Below are 18,115 nucleotides of genomic sequence, written 5' to 3'. Positions count from 1 at the left end.
CATGTTTTAACAGCATAATTCACCTTCTAACCAATATTACTATTTATAACTGTGTAGGCCTGGTAGCAATACATTTACACCTATAAAAGTAAATATTACGCATATAAATCCGATTACTGCAAACCATGCTGCAAGTTTTCCCTTCCAGTTTCTGTTAAATCTAAGATGCAGATATACTGAATATATTAGCCAAGTTATCAGTGACCATGTTTCTTTAGGGTCCCATGCCCAGAATCTTGACCAAGCATATTTTGCCCAAATAGCACCGGAGACTATTACAACTGTCAACATCATATATCCAAATGCAATAACTCTGTAGCTTAAGTGATCACAAGCTTCTTCATCAGGCAAAATTTTACTTTTTACACTTTTCATATTTTTACTGCTAATTAAATACATAATGGACAAACCACATGCAACTGCAAAGGAGCCATAAGAAATAATTGCAGATCCTACGTGGAATGAAAGCCAATTACTTTGAAGAGCAGGCATTAAGGGTTTTATTTCTTTTGGAAGAACAGATGCATATCCCATCATTAAAAATGCAAGTGGCATTACAAATGCACCAACTGACGTAAATTTATAGTAAAAATGAATAATCAAATAGCATAAAACTATGCCCCATGTAAAACTGCTTGCAAATTCAAACTGATTGCTAAAAGGCAGTCTTCCTGATTCTACTACTCTAAGAATCATTGCCACTGTGTGAACAATAAATCCTACTACTGTTGCATTCACGGCAAATTTACCAACCTTCTCTTTGCCTCCCACAAGAAAAACGAAAAATCCCAAGGATGCTGCAATATATATATAAAATGCTATGGTAAATGTTACTTCTTCAAAGAAAACTATATTCATTGTATTTCCCCCTTACATTTATTTTGTTCTTTCAATATTCTTTTGATTTTTATCGTAAATCCCCAAGTATTTTGTCTTGTTACAGGAATTACAGATTCAGATGAGATTAATATATATTTCGGATAAAAATAAAATGATAAAAGTATTCCCAAGGTCAAAATTATACTTCCCACCAATACATAGTAATAACCAAAATCCTGTCTGTATTGTAATCCTGTATATAAAACAGAATCAACAAACTTAATTGTTAAGTCATTGTACTCTATAGGTTCTCCCGGAGTCACTATATATGAATCCACATAACTTTCTTCATTGTAAAGCGCTACTGCATAAGCGGGATTTTTCATATGCTGAGATAAGGTTATGGGGTTACCATATCTATCCATACTAAAGTCAGGGAAAAAACCATATAAAACTATTATAAGATTTTCTGGCTCATAAAAAGCATGAGGATTATCCTTTAATATACTTTCAAAAAGCACGCTGCCATCTTTATCCTTAATCTGCATATTGCTTGCCCAACCATAATTAGACTGGTAAAAGTACATACCTTTATAGCTAAGAGGATTGTTTACCCAAATTTTTTCTTCCTTTAATTTTTGTTCACCTTCATAAACAGTTAATTCGCTGTAGTATTGCTCAATTGAACCGTCTTCTCTAAAGTCCATATAAAAATCATTTAATTCAAGAGAAAATCCAAATTCTTTAAATTCTTTAATTTCGCCAGGTATTAAGTTTACATATCCTTCATGCACAAACATATTCCCTAAAACAGCACCTAAAATTATTACAACAATTCCTAGATGAGTTACTGATGAACCTATATGACCCAAGCTGTGTTTAATTGCATAAATACCATCTTCAGTGTCTACAATTTTGAACTTTTTCTTTTTTAGCATTTCCTTAACATTTTCAATATCCATCCCATTCTCATAAAGATTTTCATTGTTTTTTCCACTTTTAGGAACATACGTATTTTTCATTTTCTTTAATTGAACAGGCAATATTTTCAGCGTACAGCCTACCAAGTTTATTATGAAAATGAATACTATTACTATGTAAATATTCGAACTGTACACATGGTCAAATTGCAAAGAAACCATAAGACTGCCAAACGTCTTATATTGATGCAAATAAAACTCTATATCCATTCCTTGAGGTATAACTGTACCAATTATTGAATATACAGCTATCATCACGAACAAGATAATTCCAAATTTAAGGCTTGTTAAAAAATTGGTAAATTTTTTTAGCATTAGTCTTTCTCCCTGTCACAAAATTTTTAATTATAAATAGTTTTAAGGGGCTTTTTAAATTTATTGTTATTCTGTATATCACTTAAATACATTTTTGATCTTTTTCTAAACACTTTTGGGGTAATCCCATATTTTGACTTGAATGTATTATAAAAATTAGTCATATGCTCATAACCACATAGAGAAGCAATCTCACATATAGTTAAATTTGTTTCTTTTAAAAGCATACATGCATTTTTAAGGCGAATGTCACGTAAAACCTCAGAAAAACTCTTTCCAAGGTTTTTCTTAATAATAGAGGATATGGAATTAGGGTGATAATTAAAATGTTTGGCTGTTTCTTTTAAGGTTGCATTTCTATAATTCTCACATAAGTACCCAATAATCAATGAAAACTGACTATTAGATGGTATGTTTTTTAATGAAGAATTAACTGTATAATTCCTTAACAGAATTACAAAAATACTTGTTAATGCAGCCTTTATAGCTGCTTTATAAGATGTTTTCTTTTGCATATTCTCTTTACATATGAAATTGGCAAGTTCTATAACATCCTCTCCACTTTCATAAGAGAAACTAAGATACTCAATACATTCATCAGTATGTTGGCATTCTACAAGAAATTCAAAAAGCATATTACAGCTTGTAATCATAGGCATTAATGAACTATATGCAATTGAACGTTCAAGCATTATACATGCAACTACTGTTTTCTCACTACAAAATAACCTATGCTTTAATTTTGGTTTTATCATACACACATCCTTTACATTTAAATCTATACTGTCATTTGCTACCTGTATTGTTAATCTTTTACCTAAAGGAACATAAAGTGTTACAAAATCATGCTTAACAAATGATTCTTCGCATGTAACAATAAGTAGTCTGGAATTTAGGGTGTCCATATGTATAACCTCCATTTAATATTATTAAAAGTTATTACTTATTTCATATTTTAAATCTTACCCCAAGGGTAAAGTCAAGTAATTACGACAAAATATGTGAAACATTTTACAAAACACGTTATATATGGTACAATATGCAACAGTTGTAATATTACAATAACTTATAGGGTGATTTTTATGGACAAATTAAGTATTGGAAAAATGGCAAAACTTCATGGAATTTCTGAAAAGACTTTACGCCTTTATCATGAGTATAGACTTATTATTCCGCATATTATTGACAAAAGGACAGGTTATAGATACTATTCTATTGAACAGTCATCACGATTAGATATGATTACATTTTTAAAATCCATAGGACTTTCTCTGCAAGAAATAAAACAAATAATGGAAAAACAAGATGTTGACTACTTACTAAATTTAATTAATAAACAGATAGAACTACTATCAAATAAAATACACAAGTTACAATTATCAAAACAGGAAGCTCAGAGAATATCTGAAACTATTAAAGCATACAAATCAAAACCTGTTTGCAACGAAGTGATTTTGGAGCATATAAAAAAGAGAGCCATCATAAGGTTTGATATAATCAAATTTTTAATTGATGATATAAATAATTCCGCAGATGAAACATTACTAACATGGGATTTGTGTCTAAGACATGTGAAACAGGAGTTTTTAGAAAGCAATCTTAATTTAACACTATTCCATAATATTGGATGCATAATATCAAAAGATGATTTACGAAATAATAATTTAATAGTAAGCAAAGCATTTGTTTTTATAGATAATGATTATATTAATACCCCTGTTGATATAATTCCTGAAAATGACTATCTTTGTATTTACTGTGATGGTATGATATCTGAAAATGGTAAATATAGAGAAACAGAATGTTTAAAACAGCTTCTTGATTATATAAATAAAAATGATTATGAAATAGTTGGAGATTATATAGGTGAAGTTTTATTTGAAACTCCCGCATTTTTATATGATGGACGTGATATGATGATAAAACTACAGATTCCAATAGTTAAAAAACAACTGTGAAAAAACGCATAAATTTGTTGTGATAACTGCATTTTAACTTTCATTAGTTCATATATAATTCAAGTAAAGGAATTTAGTAATAAGGAGGGATTATATATGAACATTCGTAGATTACTTTGTTTTATTATAGTTATTGCAATGGTCTTATCTATAGTAGGCTGTTCTTCACCATCTAAGGCTCCTGATGAGACAGCTGTTCCCGCATCTGTCCAGATGAAACCAGGTACATACACTGAAACAGTAAAAGGTTTAAATGATATGACTGTAGAAGTTGTGCTTTCGGAGACTAAAATAGAATCTATTAAAATAGTAAACCATAATGAAACAGAAGACATCTCAGATAATGCATTAACACAGATTCCAGAAAAAATATTAGCAGAACAAAATGTTGAAGTAGATGTGGTATCAGGTGCTACTCTTTCATCAACAGCCATAATTACAGCCGTTAAGCAAGCTATAGAAAAGGCTGGTGGGGATATGACTAAATTTATGGCAAAACAAGATGAAACTCAATCCGAACCAGAACCTTATCCAGGATACCCTGTCATAGAAGAAATTTATAATGATATGGCACAGAGAGCAATTGATTACGCTCCAAAAATAGCGACTCTACCAAACGGAATAAAGGTTCAGCGTACCCCAGATGAATATTTCGCAGGCGTATATCACAATCCGGGAGAATCAATATCATATAATACATATTATCTTGATGCTGATAATAGGGGATGTAACTCATGTCATGAAAGCTTAGGCAAACAATTAAATGATATGACATATCTTCATGTTAACCTTGAAAATCCTTACGGTATGGATACAACAGTTCAACAATGTATTGACTGTCATAGTTACTCGCCAGGATATTTGACAGAAAAATATGCTTTTGGTACTTTAATGCATGGCATACACAAATCCGATGCATTTGAAGGTGACTGTATGACATGCCATAATGCAACTGGCGATGGAGAAGGAATGCAGCTTTGGGATTTAGTAAAGCATGATGTTTTAAGAGGAATTGTTCCAATAGCTAATGTTTCAGGTGATTTTTCATATGTACAAGACAAAACAGTTACACAGGAAGAAACTTTTAACTTTAACTGGATGTATTACGATGAAGACTATAAGAGAAATGCTGCTGATTTAGCAGATATACCTCTTGACCCAAAAGTTTTTAATGAATGGAAAATAAAGGTTACAGGACATGTGGAAAATGAGTTCGAAATTAGTCTACCCGATCTTATAGCAGAGGCCCCAAGCGAGACTACAACCATGCTTATGCATTGCACTATAAATCCAATGGGAGGACCTTTACTATCAAATTGTGAAATAACCGGTGTTCCTGTTAGTTACTTATTAGAAAAAGCTGGTGTAAAAGAAGGAGCTACGGTTCTTAATCCGATAGCAAATGATGGATTTTCAATTCCAACATCCATGGAGCATCTTTTAAATCATAATGCTTATATAGTGTATGAAATTGATGGAAAGCCACTTGCACAAGTTTTGGGATATCCTGTGCAAATTTGGATTGGTGGAGCTGCCGCTTCAAGTTTTGTTAAACAAGTTGTAGAACTGAATATTGTAGATGATCCAATTGAAGATTATTATTTTTACAGAGGATGGGAAAGAGAAAACGGTGGATATTATAATAAGCCAAATATAGCTATTTGTCAGGTAGCTGAAGGACAGATCATTGAATCTGGTAAACCATTTACATTCGAAGGATTTGCAGATGGTCTTGAACAAAATGTTGTGGCAGTTGAGTTCTCTATGGACAGAGGGGAAACTTGGACATCATATAGTACAGAAGGTGCAGATATAGAAAGATGGATATATTGGAACTTTGTATTTACTCCACCCGAAAAAGGTGCATATGTACTTATGGCAAGGGCAGTAACTGATGAAGGCTTAGTTTCAAACGAACCAGTAGAAGTTATGGTTGTTGCAAAATAATATAAATCAAAAAGCTTAGCATCTTGAGCCGACCCCCAAAAGTTAGACCGAAAATCAACTTTTGGGAGGTCGGTTTTTACTTCAATGCACTTTCTTATTTGGCACTTACGTATGTTAAGCTACATTTTCCATTGTAAAGATAAAAACTAAGAATGTAGAAACTTGAAGCAAACAACTTGAGAAATCTACTAAGTGGTGCTAGTATATAAGTATATAAAAAAATCCGCTTAACAAAAATTATCAAGCAGTATCGCAGTCAGGATAAACCATAAAAGTACCTATGCATGCTGAAATGCCAGCTAAGATAATAAGAAAGGTTGAATGATCAATGAAGCCAACTATAATTGTTGAAGATAACGAATTATCAAGAAAACTCATCAAATCTTTAATAAAACATTACAACTTGCCTTTGGAAATCATTGGAGAAGCTGAAAATGGATATGATGCAATACAACTCATAAGAAAAGCTCATCCATTTCTTGTTTTTATGGATATTAATATTCCTATTTATAATGGTTTAGAAGTCATTAATACTATACAGAATGATATTACTGAACCCATCAATTTTATTATTATTACAGCTTATGGATACTTTGAATATGCTCAGAGATCTCTACGTTTAGGGGTCAAGGATCTTCTTTTAAAGCCTGTTGACAAGAGCCAATTTTATAATGCTGTTCAAAATGTACTAGGCTCTTTTTATACAGAAAACAAATTATTAAACAGTATAATTGACTATATACAAACAAACTATAATAGTAATATTACTTTGAAAGATTGTGCAAACGTATTTTATACAAGCACCAATCATATATCTCGGCTATTTAAGCAACATTGCAATACTACTTTTACAAAGTATTTAAATGATTATCGTATCACTAAAGCAAAAGACTTGCTTTTAGATACAAACTATACAATAGAAGAAATCGCTACCATGGTTGGCTATAATAGCCCTAATTATTTATATAAACTTTTCAAGAATAAATATAATACAACTCCCAATAACTACAAAAAAAATAGTCTGTGGTTTGTATAAATAGAAAGGAAAATAATATGAATAACATTCAAAAATTTGAGTGGGGTGAAATAGAATGGCTTAATGAACCATCCCCAACTAAATATATTAGTATTGGTGTCGTTAAACTATTACCATACTTAAAAATGAAAAGGCATATACATTTTGGTGACAATCAGGTTTTCTATATAACTCGAGGATGTGGTGTACAATTTATTGATAATAAATTAACTAAAATACACCCTGGCGAAACTTATCACATCAACATAGGTCAATCTCATGAAATTAATAATATTTCAGATGAAATGTTAGAAGGAATTATTATATCTACTTCAGCATATTATGATTTAAGAAGTAAGTTTGATTATGATTATTCTTGTTCTCATTTCGATAATTGTTGGATTCAAGGAATATCTGATGATCCTGTAATTAAGAAAATGCATGAATCTGCATTGATTGCCCAAGGAGTACCTATATCAATTTTTAACTACAATGGGGACTGCATTGTTTTAGCGCATAATTTCCCTGAAACATGTAAAAAATGTTGCAGTATTGACCAGAATATAGAAAATTGTGAACTCTATAATATGAAGAATTTCGAATCTAATCATTATAACTCTTCTTATGCAGACATCTGTAAAAATGGTGTATTAGTTGTAAACCAACCTTTAATTTATATGAATAGACTTTGTGGTTTTATAAAAGCTGGGCATATACTTCTTTCTTCAAATGATATTAAATACAACATACCATTAAGCCGCATTAATGCCATGCGCTATAGTATAGGTGCATTGGGAAAAGAAATACTAGACTATCTTGTCTTTAAAAATAGGAATACTGAATTTAGCGTAAACAAAAAGTTAGTTGACAATCTATCAAAAGAAAAAGTTCATTTAGAAGAGACATTACGCTTTCATGAAAAATCATTTTTAAATAACTGCATAACGACACATTTTCTTTTTAACATATTAAATTCCATCGGAGCATTAGCAGTCGAAGAAGGTTCAATAAACACTTATCAGGCTATTATTGATTTGTCAAAGTTGTTACGATACAATAGTAGGACAAACCAAACATATATAACTATTAAAGAAGAATTAGAGTTTATAAAAAGTTATGTTAGTTTATTACAGGTCAACTTGAGTAAAGAAGTAAAAACAATCTATGATATTGATGATTCAGCCTTAGATGAATCTATCCCATCTAACTGCTTACAGCCTATTATAGAGAATTCTTTCAAATATGCATTTGAGAAATATGATAAAAATTCTAATTTCTTATTAAATATTTCAATTAATAAACAAAATGAATATTTGAAAATTGTCGTTAATGATAACGGCAAAGGAGTTAACGATAAAAAGCTAAATTATATTAATAAAATACTGCAAGAGCCCTTGACAGCTTATAACCATGATATTAATAAGAGCAATGGCTTACGAATGATAAAGGCAAACCTTGAATTTCATTATGACTCGGCGTATGATTTTAACTTTACATCTGTTTATAATAAGGGGTCCACAGTTACAATTAAAATTCCAACAATTAATTCCATCCACCTTAATAATATGTAAATAATAAATCATAGAAATATCACCAACTAATTAAATGTGGATATAAAGTATAGCTCTCTTAAAAGCTACTTTCGACACAAAATTACTCCTTCTTAATTTGTATGTAAATTTTTACATTTGCATCTTTTCCAAGAAGGAGTTGTTTTGTGCCTGTTTATACAAAGTTTTTATTGGCTCAATTTATGCTCCATAATGATCTTGGCCATTTTTGTAGTAATTATTGAATTCTTCCATTTCCGTACAGGTATTGATCATCTTTCTGTCTTTGAACACTGTTCGAAAGCAAAACAGATATGTTCACAATTGAAAATCAAACTTTTGTGTGATAAAATTTTCTATATATGCTGCCAATCAAAATATTTTTGAAGTAATAGCGATTAATTTTTACAGTCACAGAGAGAATTTATATTTTTCGAAAGGAGTTTGTATAGTGAATTTTGTATATTATATTACAGTGTTTCTTATTATTACAGTTTTAATAAAGGAATTGTTATATATAAAAGACTTAAAAATCAAAACCCAAAAGAACTTAATGGGAGTATTGATACTTTTAGCGGGAATCCTTGTTATTGTCATTATTACAGTTATTTTTGCAAAAAACATAACACATTACATATTGGGATGTGTTGGGGTAGTTCTGCTGATTGCTGATTGGTCAAAGCAGGGTGTTTCTGACAGAGGATTAATTGTTGTTGCCCGTGGGAAAGAACTTTATAAATGGAACGATATAAAGAAAGCACGAATAAAAATTACTGACAAGATGGAAATTAGCTATTTTAACACTTCTAATTCTAAAATTGTAACACATGTATACTCAACAAATGTTCATGACAAAATACTAAATGAATTTAATAAACACAATTTAGATTACGAAATAACAAAATAAGCCTTACAAAAGCAAATCTCGGCTTTCAGATTGATGAAGTTTACAACAATTAAAAATGAGAGAGTTCAAGATAGGCACCATTTCTCTCTCATTGGCTTTTGCTTAATCTAACATGCTGCATGGATCTATACATCAGCAATTTATGACCCGGAAATGACGTTTGTATTTATGTCAGTGAAAACCGTCCCCTCTGGCTCATGGCGTAACTGAACCGATCCAAATGTTAGGAAATATTCACTTTTCAACATAGAGTATATAATTTGGTCGAGATAACCTCTTTCCGATTTATAGTTTTGTCTTAGCACTCCATCGCAATGCATTCCAAGTCCTTCGTAAAGTTTTATTCCGATAATATTATCTGGATATACGTCAAGCCAGAAACGATTCATGTTCTTTTCTTTAAATGCATATTTTAAAAGTGCTAGCATTGCCTCTTTACCATAACCCTTTCCTTTATCGGAGATAGCAATTCTCCTTAGCTCAAAAATTTCAGACTTGAAATCCAATCTTATAAGTGCATATCCTACAATAACATGATCATTTTTACATTTAAAGACAAGCAATAGGTGGTTAATGTCTTCAATCTCGGCTTTATGTTCCTCATAAGTGCCAATCCAAAGAAAGTTCCGATTATCCTTATGACTTTCAATGTCAATAATAGTAGCAATTTCCGATTCAACTGCTTCCACAATTGAGAGGCGTTCGGTATTTATCATAGCTTTTCTCTGCCTTTCTTTAATATTAATACTATTTTCAGCTTATTTATTATGTAATTCTCTTTATTTAAATTATTGTATTATTTTATAAAATCTGCAAGACCTTTTTTATATATTTAAACTAAGCTTCTTACAATCCTTGAGAGCTCTTTTATTGATTGATTTATTAATTCTTCATCAACATATGCAAATGAAAGTCTTAAAGAATTTGTCTTGCTTACGTGATATATATTGCCGGTGTTCAACAGCAACCCCTTATTAAGTGCCTCATTAAACAGTTTCTCTACTGGAACCTCGTCTATAAAGTCAAGCCAAATATAATACCCTCCGGTAGGATTATTCCATTTCGCAATATCTTTGAAATATTGATTTAATGCCTCAAGCATCCTATTCTTTCTTCTAACCAAAATCGTTCTAAATTGAATTAGGAATTCATCATATGAGCCATTGATTAATACTTCATTCAAAACCATTTGGGACAATGAACTTGCACCATAATCTGACTGCATCTTCACATCCCCAAGCCTTTCGATTATTGATTCTGGGCCTACAACCCAGCCTATCCTTAGGCCTGGTGCTAAAGATTTGGATGCTGTGCCAAGATATAATACAGATCCAGATACATCCATTGCTTTTATAGATTTAGGTGGTTTTTCTCCATGATATAATTCACAATATGCATCGTCTTCAATTATTGGAATTGCATTTCTGCTGCAGAATTTATAAACTTCTTTTCTTCTTTGCTCTGACATTACGATGCCAGTAGGATTATGATGGGTTGGAATAGTGTACAGTAAAGAAGAAGCATCGCCACATTTCATGTCTTCACCCATATTCCAGTATTGCAAACCTTCACTATCCATTGTAATTCCTTCAAGCCTCATTCCAGCAGATTGAAAAACCTGCAATGAATTAATATATGACGGAATTTCACAAAATATCTTCGAATTAGGCTTAAGCATGCTAATAGATATTAACTGTAAAGCTTGAAGAGAACCAGATGTAATTAAGATATTAGAAGGACTTGCATTTATTCCAAAGGATTTTAATCTGTATGATAAGGTTTCTCTTAATTCATCTAAACCTAAAGGACCTAAATAGCTTAAATTGCTCATCTTTGGTGTAAGTGAATTCATGGCTTTCGTTATAGCTTCCTTAGGAAATAATTTTGGAGACATTTCGCCAGTTCCTAATCTGGTTATCCCCTCTACAAATTCTAGTTTATTAATTAATTGAATTGTAGGAAGGTTCTCCTTAAAGAATCCTGATTTCACGTAGCTTCCCCAATTCGCTTCGTTTGATGAAATCATTATTGACCAGGTGTTACTTATGATAGCAGTTCCTTTACCACTTTTTCCCTCGATTATTCCATAGGACTTTAAAATGTCTAAGGCAATCGATATTGTGCTTCTGTTTACTTTTAATTTTTCTGCAAGCACTCTCTGAGGAGGTAAGTAATATCCAATAGCCCAATCTCCATTTGATATCTTTTTAGATATATAATTCACTATTTGCTGATAAACCGGTTCTTTAGATTTTTTATCCGGAAGCCAATCCACTGTAACTATTTTATTCATCTCTACTCCTAAATATTGATTTCACCAGTAGCAAGAGTAACCGCTAACTTTTATCTTTTCTTTTCCTGTTCTAATACGATATGCATCGCTATTTTAAAATATCTTCCCGTTTTTTCTCTTGAATGATATCATTGATACTTCCTTATGACCAAATAAGCTTGGCCAAGTAATTATTAAACAAATTTTTCTTCGATTAAGAATTCTTCAAATTTAGCTAAACTTTCCGGGACACTCCTACGCCCGTACCCCATTCTGAAATATTGATCATCCATGCCATAAATATCGGAAGGCAATAACAATACTCCCTTTTTATCAACAGCAAGCTGACAAAAATCTTTAACAGGCATATCAATCAAAAGCTTATGGTATGCAACCGGGCCAGCTGTTATTGCTTTTTTCTCAAATAAACTTGGATATCTATCAAAGAATTCATCAACTAACTTTAAATTATCTCTAATAATATTGGTGCTTCTTTCCAATAGTTCATCACTATGCTTAAGTGCAACTTTTGATAAGAATTCAGATGGAGCTGAATCACAAATACTCGTATAGTGTTTAAATTTAACAACCTTTTCTAAGGTTTCGTGATCTTTTGTTACCAGCCATCCTACTCTAAGCCCAGCAAGTCCGTATGACTTAGACATTACTCCTAGTGACACACATTTATCATAATGGTCAGCCATCCAGTCTCTCTTCTCACCATCCATTTCAAGTCCTTTATATACTTCATCTGAGAATAGATAGATATCGTGTTTTCTGCAAATTTCACATAATTGCTTTATTTCAGCATTTGTAAAAGTATATCCGGTTGGATTATTTGGAGAATTAACGGCAATTACTTTTGTATTTGGTTTTATTAATGCTTCAAGAGCATCAAAATCCATAACCCATTTTGTACCGTTATCCTTTATATACCACATGGAAAATTCACAGTCTGGAATTGAATTTGCTACTTCATACGCAGACTGATAGTTTGGATACATGGCAATCATATGATCACCTTCATTAAGCATTACATTCATATATCCAAAAATAGCCTCTTGAGCACCGTGAAAAACTAGTACATCATCTGCAGTCATATCCTTATATAATTTAGCAATTAATTGTCTTAGCTCTGGATCTCCCCATGTCTCCGTATATCCTAGCCATTGATTTAAATACGCTTCCTCGGCACCAGGTTCCATAGAAAGTAATTCCTTAGTAGTCATAGATTCACAGTCTGATTGAGTTAGCAAATAAGGTGCAGTAAACTCATAAAGCCCAAAATAACATTCAAGTTTAAAATCATTAATTTTCATTTTTCATTCCTCCGTTTTAAAATGTTTTTTTATTGCGTATCCTTTACTATTTATCTATATACTAACATGTTTCTTCCATAGAAAATACAACCAAATAAAAAAATAAAACCAACCAATGTTTTGTTTATGAATTTCAATAAATACTTGACCATAAAAAATACCGTACAATTAATTTCTGAATAATACGGTACTTTAAATATTATTAACTTATCTACGTGCTACATCTAATAAGAATGATGTAAATTAATTCAACTCTATACCTAAATCATTTTGTATTATTTACTACTGCTGCTACTGCTTCAATTTCTACCAATTGATTTGTATATCCTAATACTGTAACTCCAGATAAGATGCTTGGAACATCATGATTACCAAATTTTTTTCTTATTGTTTCCCATGCAGTTACCAAATCCGACTGATCGTGAGATGCTACAAGAACTCTGGTATATACTACGTCTTCTAAAGTAGCCCCACAGTCCTTCAGTGCTTCCTTTAAATTCTCTACACAAAGCTTTGCCTGAAGCTCATAATCGCTCAAGTCGGGTACTTCTCCGTTTTTATTAATGGGACATGCACCCGCCAAAAATAATAAGTCCATTCCTGAAGGTACACGTCCAGCATAAGCATAATCTACTGGAGCTAAATTTGTAGAATGAATTAATGATATTTTTTTATTCACTTTAATTCTCTCCTTTTGTTATAATATCTATGAGAAGAATTACAAATTCCATTTTTAAATGAATTTTATCTTCAATATCATTTTAAGGCTTCTACAATTTATAAGAAAGATAATAATCATTTCTATATCATCTTTTACACAAAAGCTACCACACATTACAAGAGTGGTAGCTTTTATCTACTTATCTTTTTTATATACAATTTTCTTAATACTACTATCTGAAAGAAAGAATTCTTCAGCTAAATTGCTAATTGATTGCCCAGCTATATATTGGTTTAAAATCTTTTCATTTCTGGCTTTTAGATAATCTCGGCTTTTAGATTTTTCACCCCATCTTTTTCTCTTTTCAGGAATAGAAGGTATGTATATATATTCACCTTGGATATACTTTTGAATTTCTTTAACTAAATCATCTGGTAATATTCTATCAACTCTTATATATTTCATAAAGCTCACTTCCTTAAATTTATTATTTAATTAAGGAAACAAAGCCTATATATGAATTTATTTATCAAAAGCGACTAAATATCTATCCCTGTGCAAATTGTCGCCCAAATTCATACCTACAGACTTTGCGCAGGGCATTTTAATCATCTTTCTATCCATGAGATTAATATTCATGATATCACACTCCCTATTTGTATTAAATGAACTACATTCTTGATTAAGACGATACTCAATTCAATTACCGGTGTTCATCTATAGTATATAGGTCAACCATTGATTTATCAACCTAATTTTACCATTCTTCTCCTGCCTTACTTAAATAACATATTTATTATAGTAATATCCCGTTGGGGGATGTGAACTTTTTTTACACATAAGCTATACGTGAAACATGACAATTTAAAATAGACACGGCGATACCTCCCTTGATACCACCGGGTCCTAAAAAAGGGCGAATTTAACTAAGCCCTCCAATATACAGAGAACGGCAGTTTTGATTTTTCAAAACCGCCGTTCAGCTACTTACTTTTAGCACATAACTATACAGCCACCGCAACAACGATTTTTATTTATAAGTCAGTGCGATTGAATCGGACAAGTCCATTGCTACCAACGAGATTAAATCAAGCTTCTGCCAAGTGCTTCTGCTTTCTGCAGTCCGTCAGTGCTCAATATATCGCCTTTTTCCTTCACGCCAGAAATGAGAATCTGCCCTCTATCAGACCAACTACGGTATCGGGCGATTAGCTCATAAGAGCGAATCAATCCATCGTAACTATCCGGTCCGCCCTCTCCATCGCCACAGGCAAGGAGAATACATTCCTTAATTTTTAGTGGACGCTTTCCAATGTAAAAGGCATACATCTTATCAATGGCTGCTTTGAGCTGTGCAGGAAAAGAAGCACAATACACAGGAGTTGCAAAAACAAGAACGTCAGCCTGTTCCAATAGCGAGGCAAGTTCATTAAAATCATCATCAAAAACACAAGCCTTCCCGTTTTGAAAACAAGCTTTACACGCTTTACACCCTCCAATCGTTTTTTCAGCCGTTTTATATTTTACTGCTGTGTGACCTGCTTTTTCCGCCCCTAAAATAAAGGCATCTGCCATTTGGTCGCTGTTTCCAGCGTTCTTGGCACTTCCTGTCAACACAAGAATATTCTTTGACACGATTTTCACCTCCTAATCTTGTCATGCCTGTTCAAAATCCTTAACATCACGGATAAGGAATGAAGCCAAAAGAGCTCACGCAAGCAAAGAACCAATGAGAAAAAAGTCAATGAGTAGTTGCCTTACTTCAAAATATCAGTCACTAAAATCAGGCAGATACTTGCTCCGGCAAATAACACGAATGTATAAAACGATACCACTCAATGTGAACCTTCTTTCAGCCATGCGTCATGCAGCCACTTTTCAGAAACACGACCGCCTTGCCAAACAATGCCACGCTCAAAGGTGATAACCTTGCCGTCCAGTCCGACAATAACCCATGCATAGGTATCTTCCGTTGGGATAAAGCACTTGTATTTCATTCCTGTTACAATGACATTCTTCCCGTCCACTATGATTGTTTCATCGTGAAGATCAATCCACAAATTCTTGAGCTTACCCCATAAGTCTGGCTCAACTTTCGCAAGGTATTCCTTGGCAATTTTCGTTGTTTCCTCTTTTGATGGAAGCTTTGTACCCTTTTCAAATTGCTTATCCATCCAAGTTACACCAAGCAGTCGATTGTTTTTTTCCATAACGGTGAAAGAGAAATGCTCACCAAGAAGCTCGGTATTATCACTCTTTGTATAGCGAAAAACAAAAACATTTTCTCCATCCTGTACACCCTCACGCACCTGCGTCAGTGTATAATTTTCCGGCACTGTGATTAAGCCAAACCTTGCTTGACTACCGACCTATTACACTTCGCAATGCAAGAGAACGAGCAATCTTCAAGTTGCAAGCAGGTATTTGTAAGGGTGTTCGAGCATTCTTAGACGAGAACAATTTTACAGAGATACATACACCAAAGATTGTTTACAGTGGTGCTGAAGGTGGTGCCAACATCTTTTCACTTGACTATTTTGGAAAACAGGCATTTTTGGCACAAAGCCCACAGTTTTACAAGCAAATAACGGTAGGTGTTTTTGAGCGTGTTTACGAAATTGCACCTGTGTTTCGTGCGGAAAAACACGACACATCTCGCCATATAAATGAATACACAAGCATCGACTTTGAAATGGGATTTATCGAAAGTTTTTATGATATTTGCCATATGGAAACGAAAATGCTTGCATATACTTTTGAGTTTCTAAAGAATAATTATGCAGAGGAAATCTCATTGTTAAAAGCGAATATTCCAGTTATTACAGAAATCCCATCGATTAAGTTTTTGGAGGCGAAGGAGCTTATTTCAAAGACTTATAATCGAGAAATTACCGACTGGGAAGACTTTGAACCTGAAGAAGAAAAGCTACTTTGTAAAATTATCAAAAAGCAAACAAATTGTGATTTTGTATTTGTAACGCACTATAAATCTTCAAAACGTCCGTTTTATGCTATGGACAGCAAAGACAATCATAATGTTACCGAATCTTTTGACTTGTTGTTTAGAGGTATGGAAATAACAACAGGCGGACAGCGTATTAACGACTACAATATGCAAGTAGAAAAAATGAAAAAGCGTGGTATAAATGTCGAAGAGTTTGGCGATTTCTTGATGGCTCATAAGTATGGGTTACCTCCACATGGTGGACTCGGATTAGGTCTTGAACGATTAACAGGTAAGCTTCTTGGCTTCCAAAATATTAGACTTTCAACGATGTTTCCGAGAGATATAAATAGATTGACACCTTAAGCAAACACCTTAGTAAGCCTAAATTGGTTCTACTAAAGCTAATTTTACTTATGGATACCAAACCATTTATTTGGCTTGGTATCCCTTTTGTGCTACATACCCAAAATCGTCCAGAGTATCCTTGCAAAAGGATGGTGAAATGTTTCCTTGTAACTGATGGACAAATTATGGTATATTAGTTAATAAAAGCTACAACATAAAAGTTTTTAGAAATAGTAGTAACATCAAAAAAGTCGGGTACGACTATTTTATATTTTGCGACAGAACGGTAACTCGTAATTTGAAAGTGAGGATATATTATGGTTAAAGAAATAGATCCAAAGAAAACAAAGCGTGCCGTGGCATTCGAACTATGGATGAATGCGCCAATGCCAATGGTGACTCTTATCAAGACATTAGATATAATGCCACTTATAAAAGCAAGCCGTAGATACGGTTATAAATTCAATATGCTGATGTGCTGGTGTATTGGCAAGGCGGCTTCTAAAACAGAAGAATTCTATGTGCTGCCTGTTGGCGACAAACTGATGCAATATGACCGCCTTGCAATCAACACAGTCGTTACCACTAAAGATAATAATATCAATACATGTGATATTCCTTTCTCAGACAAACTTGAAAAATTCAATAAAGATTATTTTGAACTGACAAAGCAAGTTCACGATAGCTGTGAAACGCACAATCTTGGGGGAGATTATATGGTAATTGGAACCTCAGCGCTTGCCGGATATGAAATTGACGGTGCTGTAAATATCTACGCTGGATTTTATAATAATCCTTTCATGATATGGGGAAAGTTTCGCAAAAAGTTGTTCAAAGCAACGCTGCCGATATCTTTTCAATTTCATCATACACAAATGGATGGAGCTCCTGCCGCACAATTTCTAGAATTTTTGCAAAACGAAATCAACGGAATGAAGTATAGATAAATTACCGTTTTTCGGTAAGATTATGAGCATTGCACGGAAATTAAAAAAATCAACCCCACTAAAGCTAATCTTACTAAACAGAAATTGAGCTGTTGCATCTTTATCTTGATGCAACGGCTCTTGCTTTACCTCA

General features: G+C 32.8%; 17 protein-coding genes. 7 read left to right on the top strand and 10 right to left on the bottom strand.

Annotated features, from left to right (window positions below; all coding sequences use genetic code 11):
- Positions 1-39: 39 nt before the first annotated feature.
- The 3 genes from ccsB to ACS3UD_RS00655 are packed head-to-tail and all read right to left on the bottom strand — an operon-like array spanning position 40 to position 3,019.
- The gene (gene ccsB, locus ACS3UD_RS00665) at positions 40-858 is read right to left on the bottom strand and encodes a c-type cytochrome biogenesis protein CcsB (RefSeq protein WP_308138252.1); all 819 of its coding nucleotides are present in this window, start codon (positions 856-858) and stop codon (positions 40-42) included.
- The gene (locus tag ACS3UD_RS00660) at positions 855-2,114 is read right to left on the bottom strand and encodes a cytochrome c biogenesis protein ResB (RefSeq protein ID WP_308138253.1); all 1,260 of its coding nucleotides are present in this window, start codon (positions 2,112-2,114) and stop codon (positions 855-857) included. The genes ccsB and ACS3UD_RS00660 overlap by 4 nt, the downstream gene beginning before the upstream one ends.
- A 26-nt stretch (positions 2,115-2,140) precedes the next feature.
- Positions 2,141-3,019, bottom strand: coding sequence for a helix-turn-helix transcriptional regulator (locus ACS3UD_RS00655; RefSeq protein WP_308138254.1), 879 nt, complete (start codon positions 3,017-3,019; stop codon positions 2,141-2,143).
- A 177-nt stretch (positions 3,020-3,196) separates the two neighbouring features.
- On the opposite strand from ACS3UD_RS00655, the gene ACS3UD_RS00650 reads away from it, so the two are divergent.
- The 5 genes from ACS3UD_RS00650 to ACS3UD_RS00630 all read left to right on the top strand — a co-directional run bounded on the left by ACS3UD_RS00650 (position 3,197) and on the right by ACS3UD_RS00630 (position 9,491).
- On the top strand, positions 3,197-4,072 hold the full coding sequence (locus tag ACS3UD_RS00650) for a MerR family transcriptional regulator (protein ID WP_308138255.1): 876 nt from the start codon (positions 3,197-3,199) through the stop codon (positions 4,070-4,072).
- 96 nt (positions 4,073-4,168) lie between these two features.
- On the top strand, positions 4,169-6,019 hold the full coding sequence (locus tag ACS3UD_RS00645) for a molybdopterin-dependent oxidoreductase (RefSeq protein WP_308138256.1): 1,851 nt from the start codon (positions 4,169-4,171) through the stop codon (positions 6,017-6,019).
- A 328-nt stretch (positions 6,020-6,347) separates the two neighbouring features.
- The gene (locus ACS3UD_RS00640) at positions 6,348-7,055 is read left to right on the top strand and encodes a response regulator transcription factor (protein WP_308138257.1); all 708 of its coding nucleotides are present in this window, start codon (positions 6,348-6,350) and stop codon (positions 7,053-7,055) included.
- Between the two features lie 17 nt (positions 7,056-7,072).
- Positions 7,073-8,605, top strand: coding sequence for a histidine kinase (locus ACS3UD_RS00635; RefSeq protein ID WP_308138258.1), 1,533 nt, complete (start codon positions 7,073-7,075; stop codon positions 8,603-8,605).
- 430 nt (positions 8,606-9,035) lie between these two features.
- Complete coding sequence (locus ACS3UD_RS00630) at positions 9,036-9,491, top strand: hypothetical protein (RefSeq protein ID WP_308138259.1); 456 nt, start codon at positions 9,036-9,038, stop codon at positions 9,489-9,491.
- A 140-nt stretch (positions 9,492-9,631) separates the two neighbouring features.
- Here the strand turns inward: ACS3UD_RS00630 and ACS3UD_RS00625 are convergent, their stop codons facing one another.
- From ACS3UD_RS00625 to ACS3UD_RS00595, 7 genes are all read right to left on the bottom strand, one after another.
- Positions 9,632-10,207: a GNAT family N-acetyltransferase gene (locus ACS3UD_RS00625; protein ID WP_308138260.1), complete on the bottom strand. Its 576-nt coding sequence runs from the start codon at positions 10,205-10,207 to the stop codon at positions 9,632-9,634.
- A 116-nt stretch (positions 10,208-10,323) separates the two neighbouring features.
- Complete coding sequence (locus tag ACS3UD_RS00620) at positions 10,324-11,784, bottom strand: aminotransferase-like domain-containing protein (RefSeq protein WP_308138261.1); 1,461 nt, start codon at positions 11,782-11,784, stop codon at positions 10,324-10,326.
- A gap of 173 nt (positions 11,785-11,957) precedes the next feature.
- A complete protein-coding gene (locus ACS3UD_RS00615) occupies positions 11,958-13,082 on the bottom strand; it encodes an aminotransferase class I/II-fold pyridoxal phosphate-dependent enzyme (RefSeq protein WP_308138262.1) in 1,125 nt (374 codons plus the stop codon).
- A 265-nt stretch (positions 13,083-13,347) separates the two neighbouring features.
- Positions 13,348-13,761 (bottom strand): RidA family protein, encoded by a 414-nt coding sequence (locus tag ACS3UD_RS00610; protein WP_308138263.1) that lies wholly within the window; start codon positions 13,759-13,761, stop codon positions 13,348-13,350.
- Positions 13,762-13,938: 177 nt separating this feature from the next.
- The gene (locus ACS3UD_RS00605; protein ID WP_308138264.1) at positions 13,939-14,208 is read right to left on the bottom strand and encodes a CD3324 family protein; all 270 of its coding nucleotides are present in this window, start codon (positions 14,206-14,208) and stop codon (positions 13,939-13,941) included.
- A gap of 618 nt (positions 14,209-14,826) precedes the next feature.
- Positions 14,827-15,378 (bottom strand): flavodoxin family protein, encoded by a 552-nt coding sequence (locus tag ACS3UD_RS00600; protein WP_308138265.1) that lies wholly within the window; start codon positions 15,376-15,378, stop codon positions 14,827-14,829.
- A gap of 200 nt (positions 15,379-15,578) precedes the next feature.
- Positions 15,579-16,079, bottom strand: a complete 501-nt coding sequence (locus tag ACS3UD_RS00595; RefSeq protein ID WP_308138266.1) for a hypothetical protein — start codon at positions 16,077-16,079, stop codon at positions 15,579-15,581.
- A 17-nt stretch (positions 16,080-16,096) separates the two neighbouring features.
- Between ACS3UD_RS00595 and aspS the strand changes: the two genes are divergently transcribed.
- Both aspS and ACS3UD_RS00585 read left to right on the top strand, forming a co-directional pair.
- A complete protein-coding gene (gene aspS / locus ACS3UD_RS00590) occupies positions 16,097-17,053 on the top strand; it encodes an aspartate--tRNA(Asn) ligase (RefSeq protein ID WP_308138267.1) in 957 nt (318 codons plus the stop codon).
- A gap of 299 nt (positions 17,054-17,352) precedes the next feature.
- Complete coding sequence (locus ACS3UD_RS00585; protein WP_308138268.1) at positions 17,353-17,982, top strand: CatA-like O-acetyltransferase, family 2; 630 nt, start codon at positions 17,353-17,355, stop codon at positions 17,980-17,982.
- Positions 17,983-18,115: the final 133 nt, after the last annotated feature.

It is taken from the genome of Sedimentibacter sp. LTW-03 (assembly GCF_052059825.1).
Lineage (GTDB): Bacteria > Bacillota > Clostridia > Tissierellales > Sedimentibacteraceae > Sedimentibacter.
The sequence above is the reverse complement of the archived record's forward strand: the minus strand, read 5'-3'. Positions and strand labels throughout refer to the sequence as shown.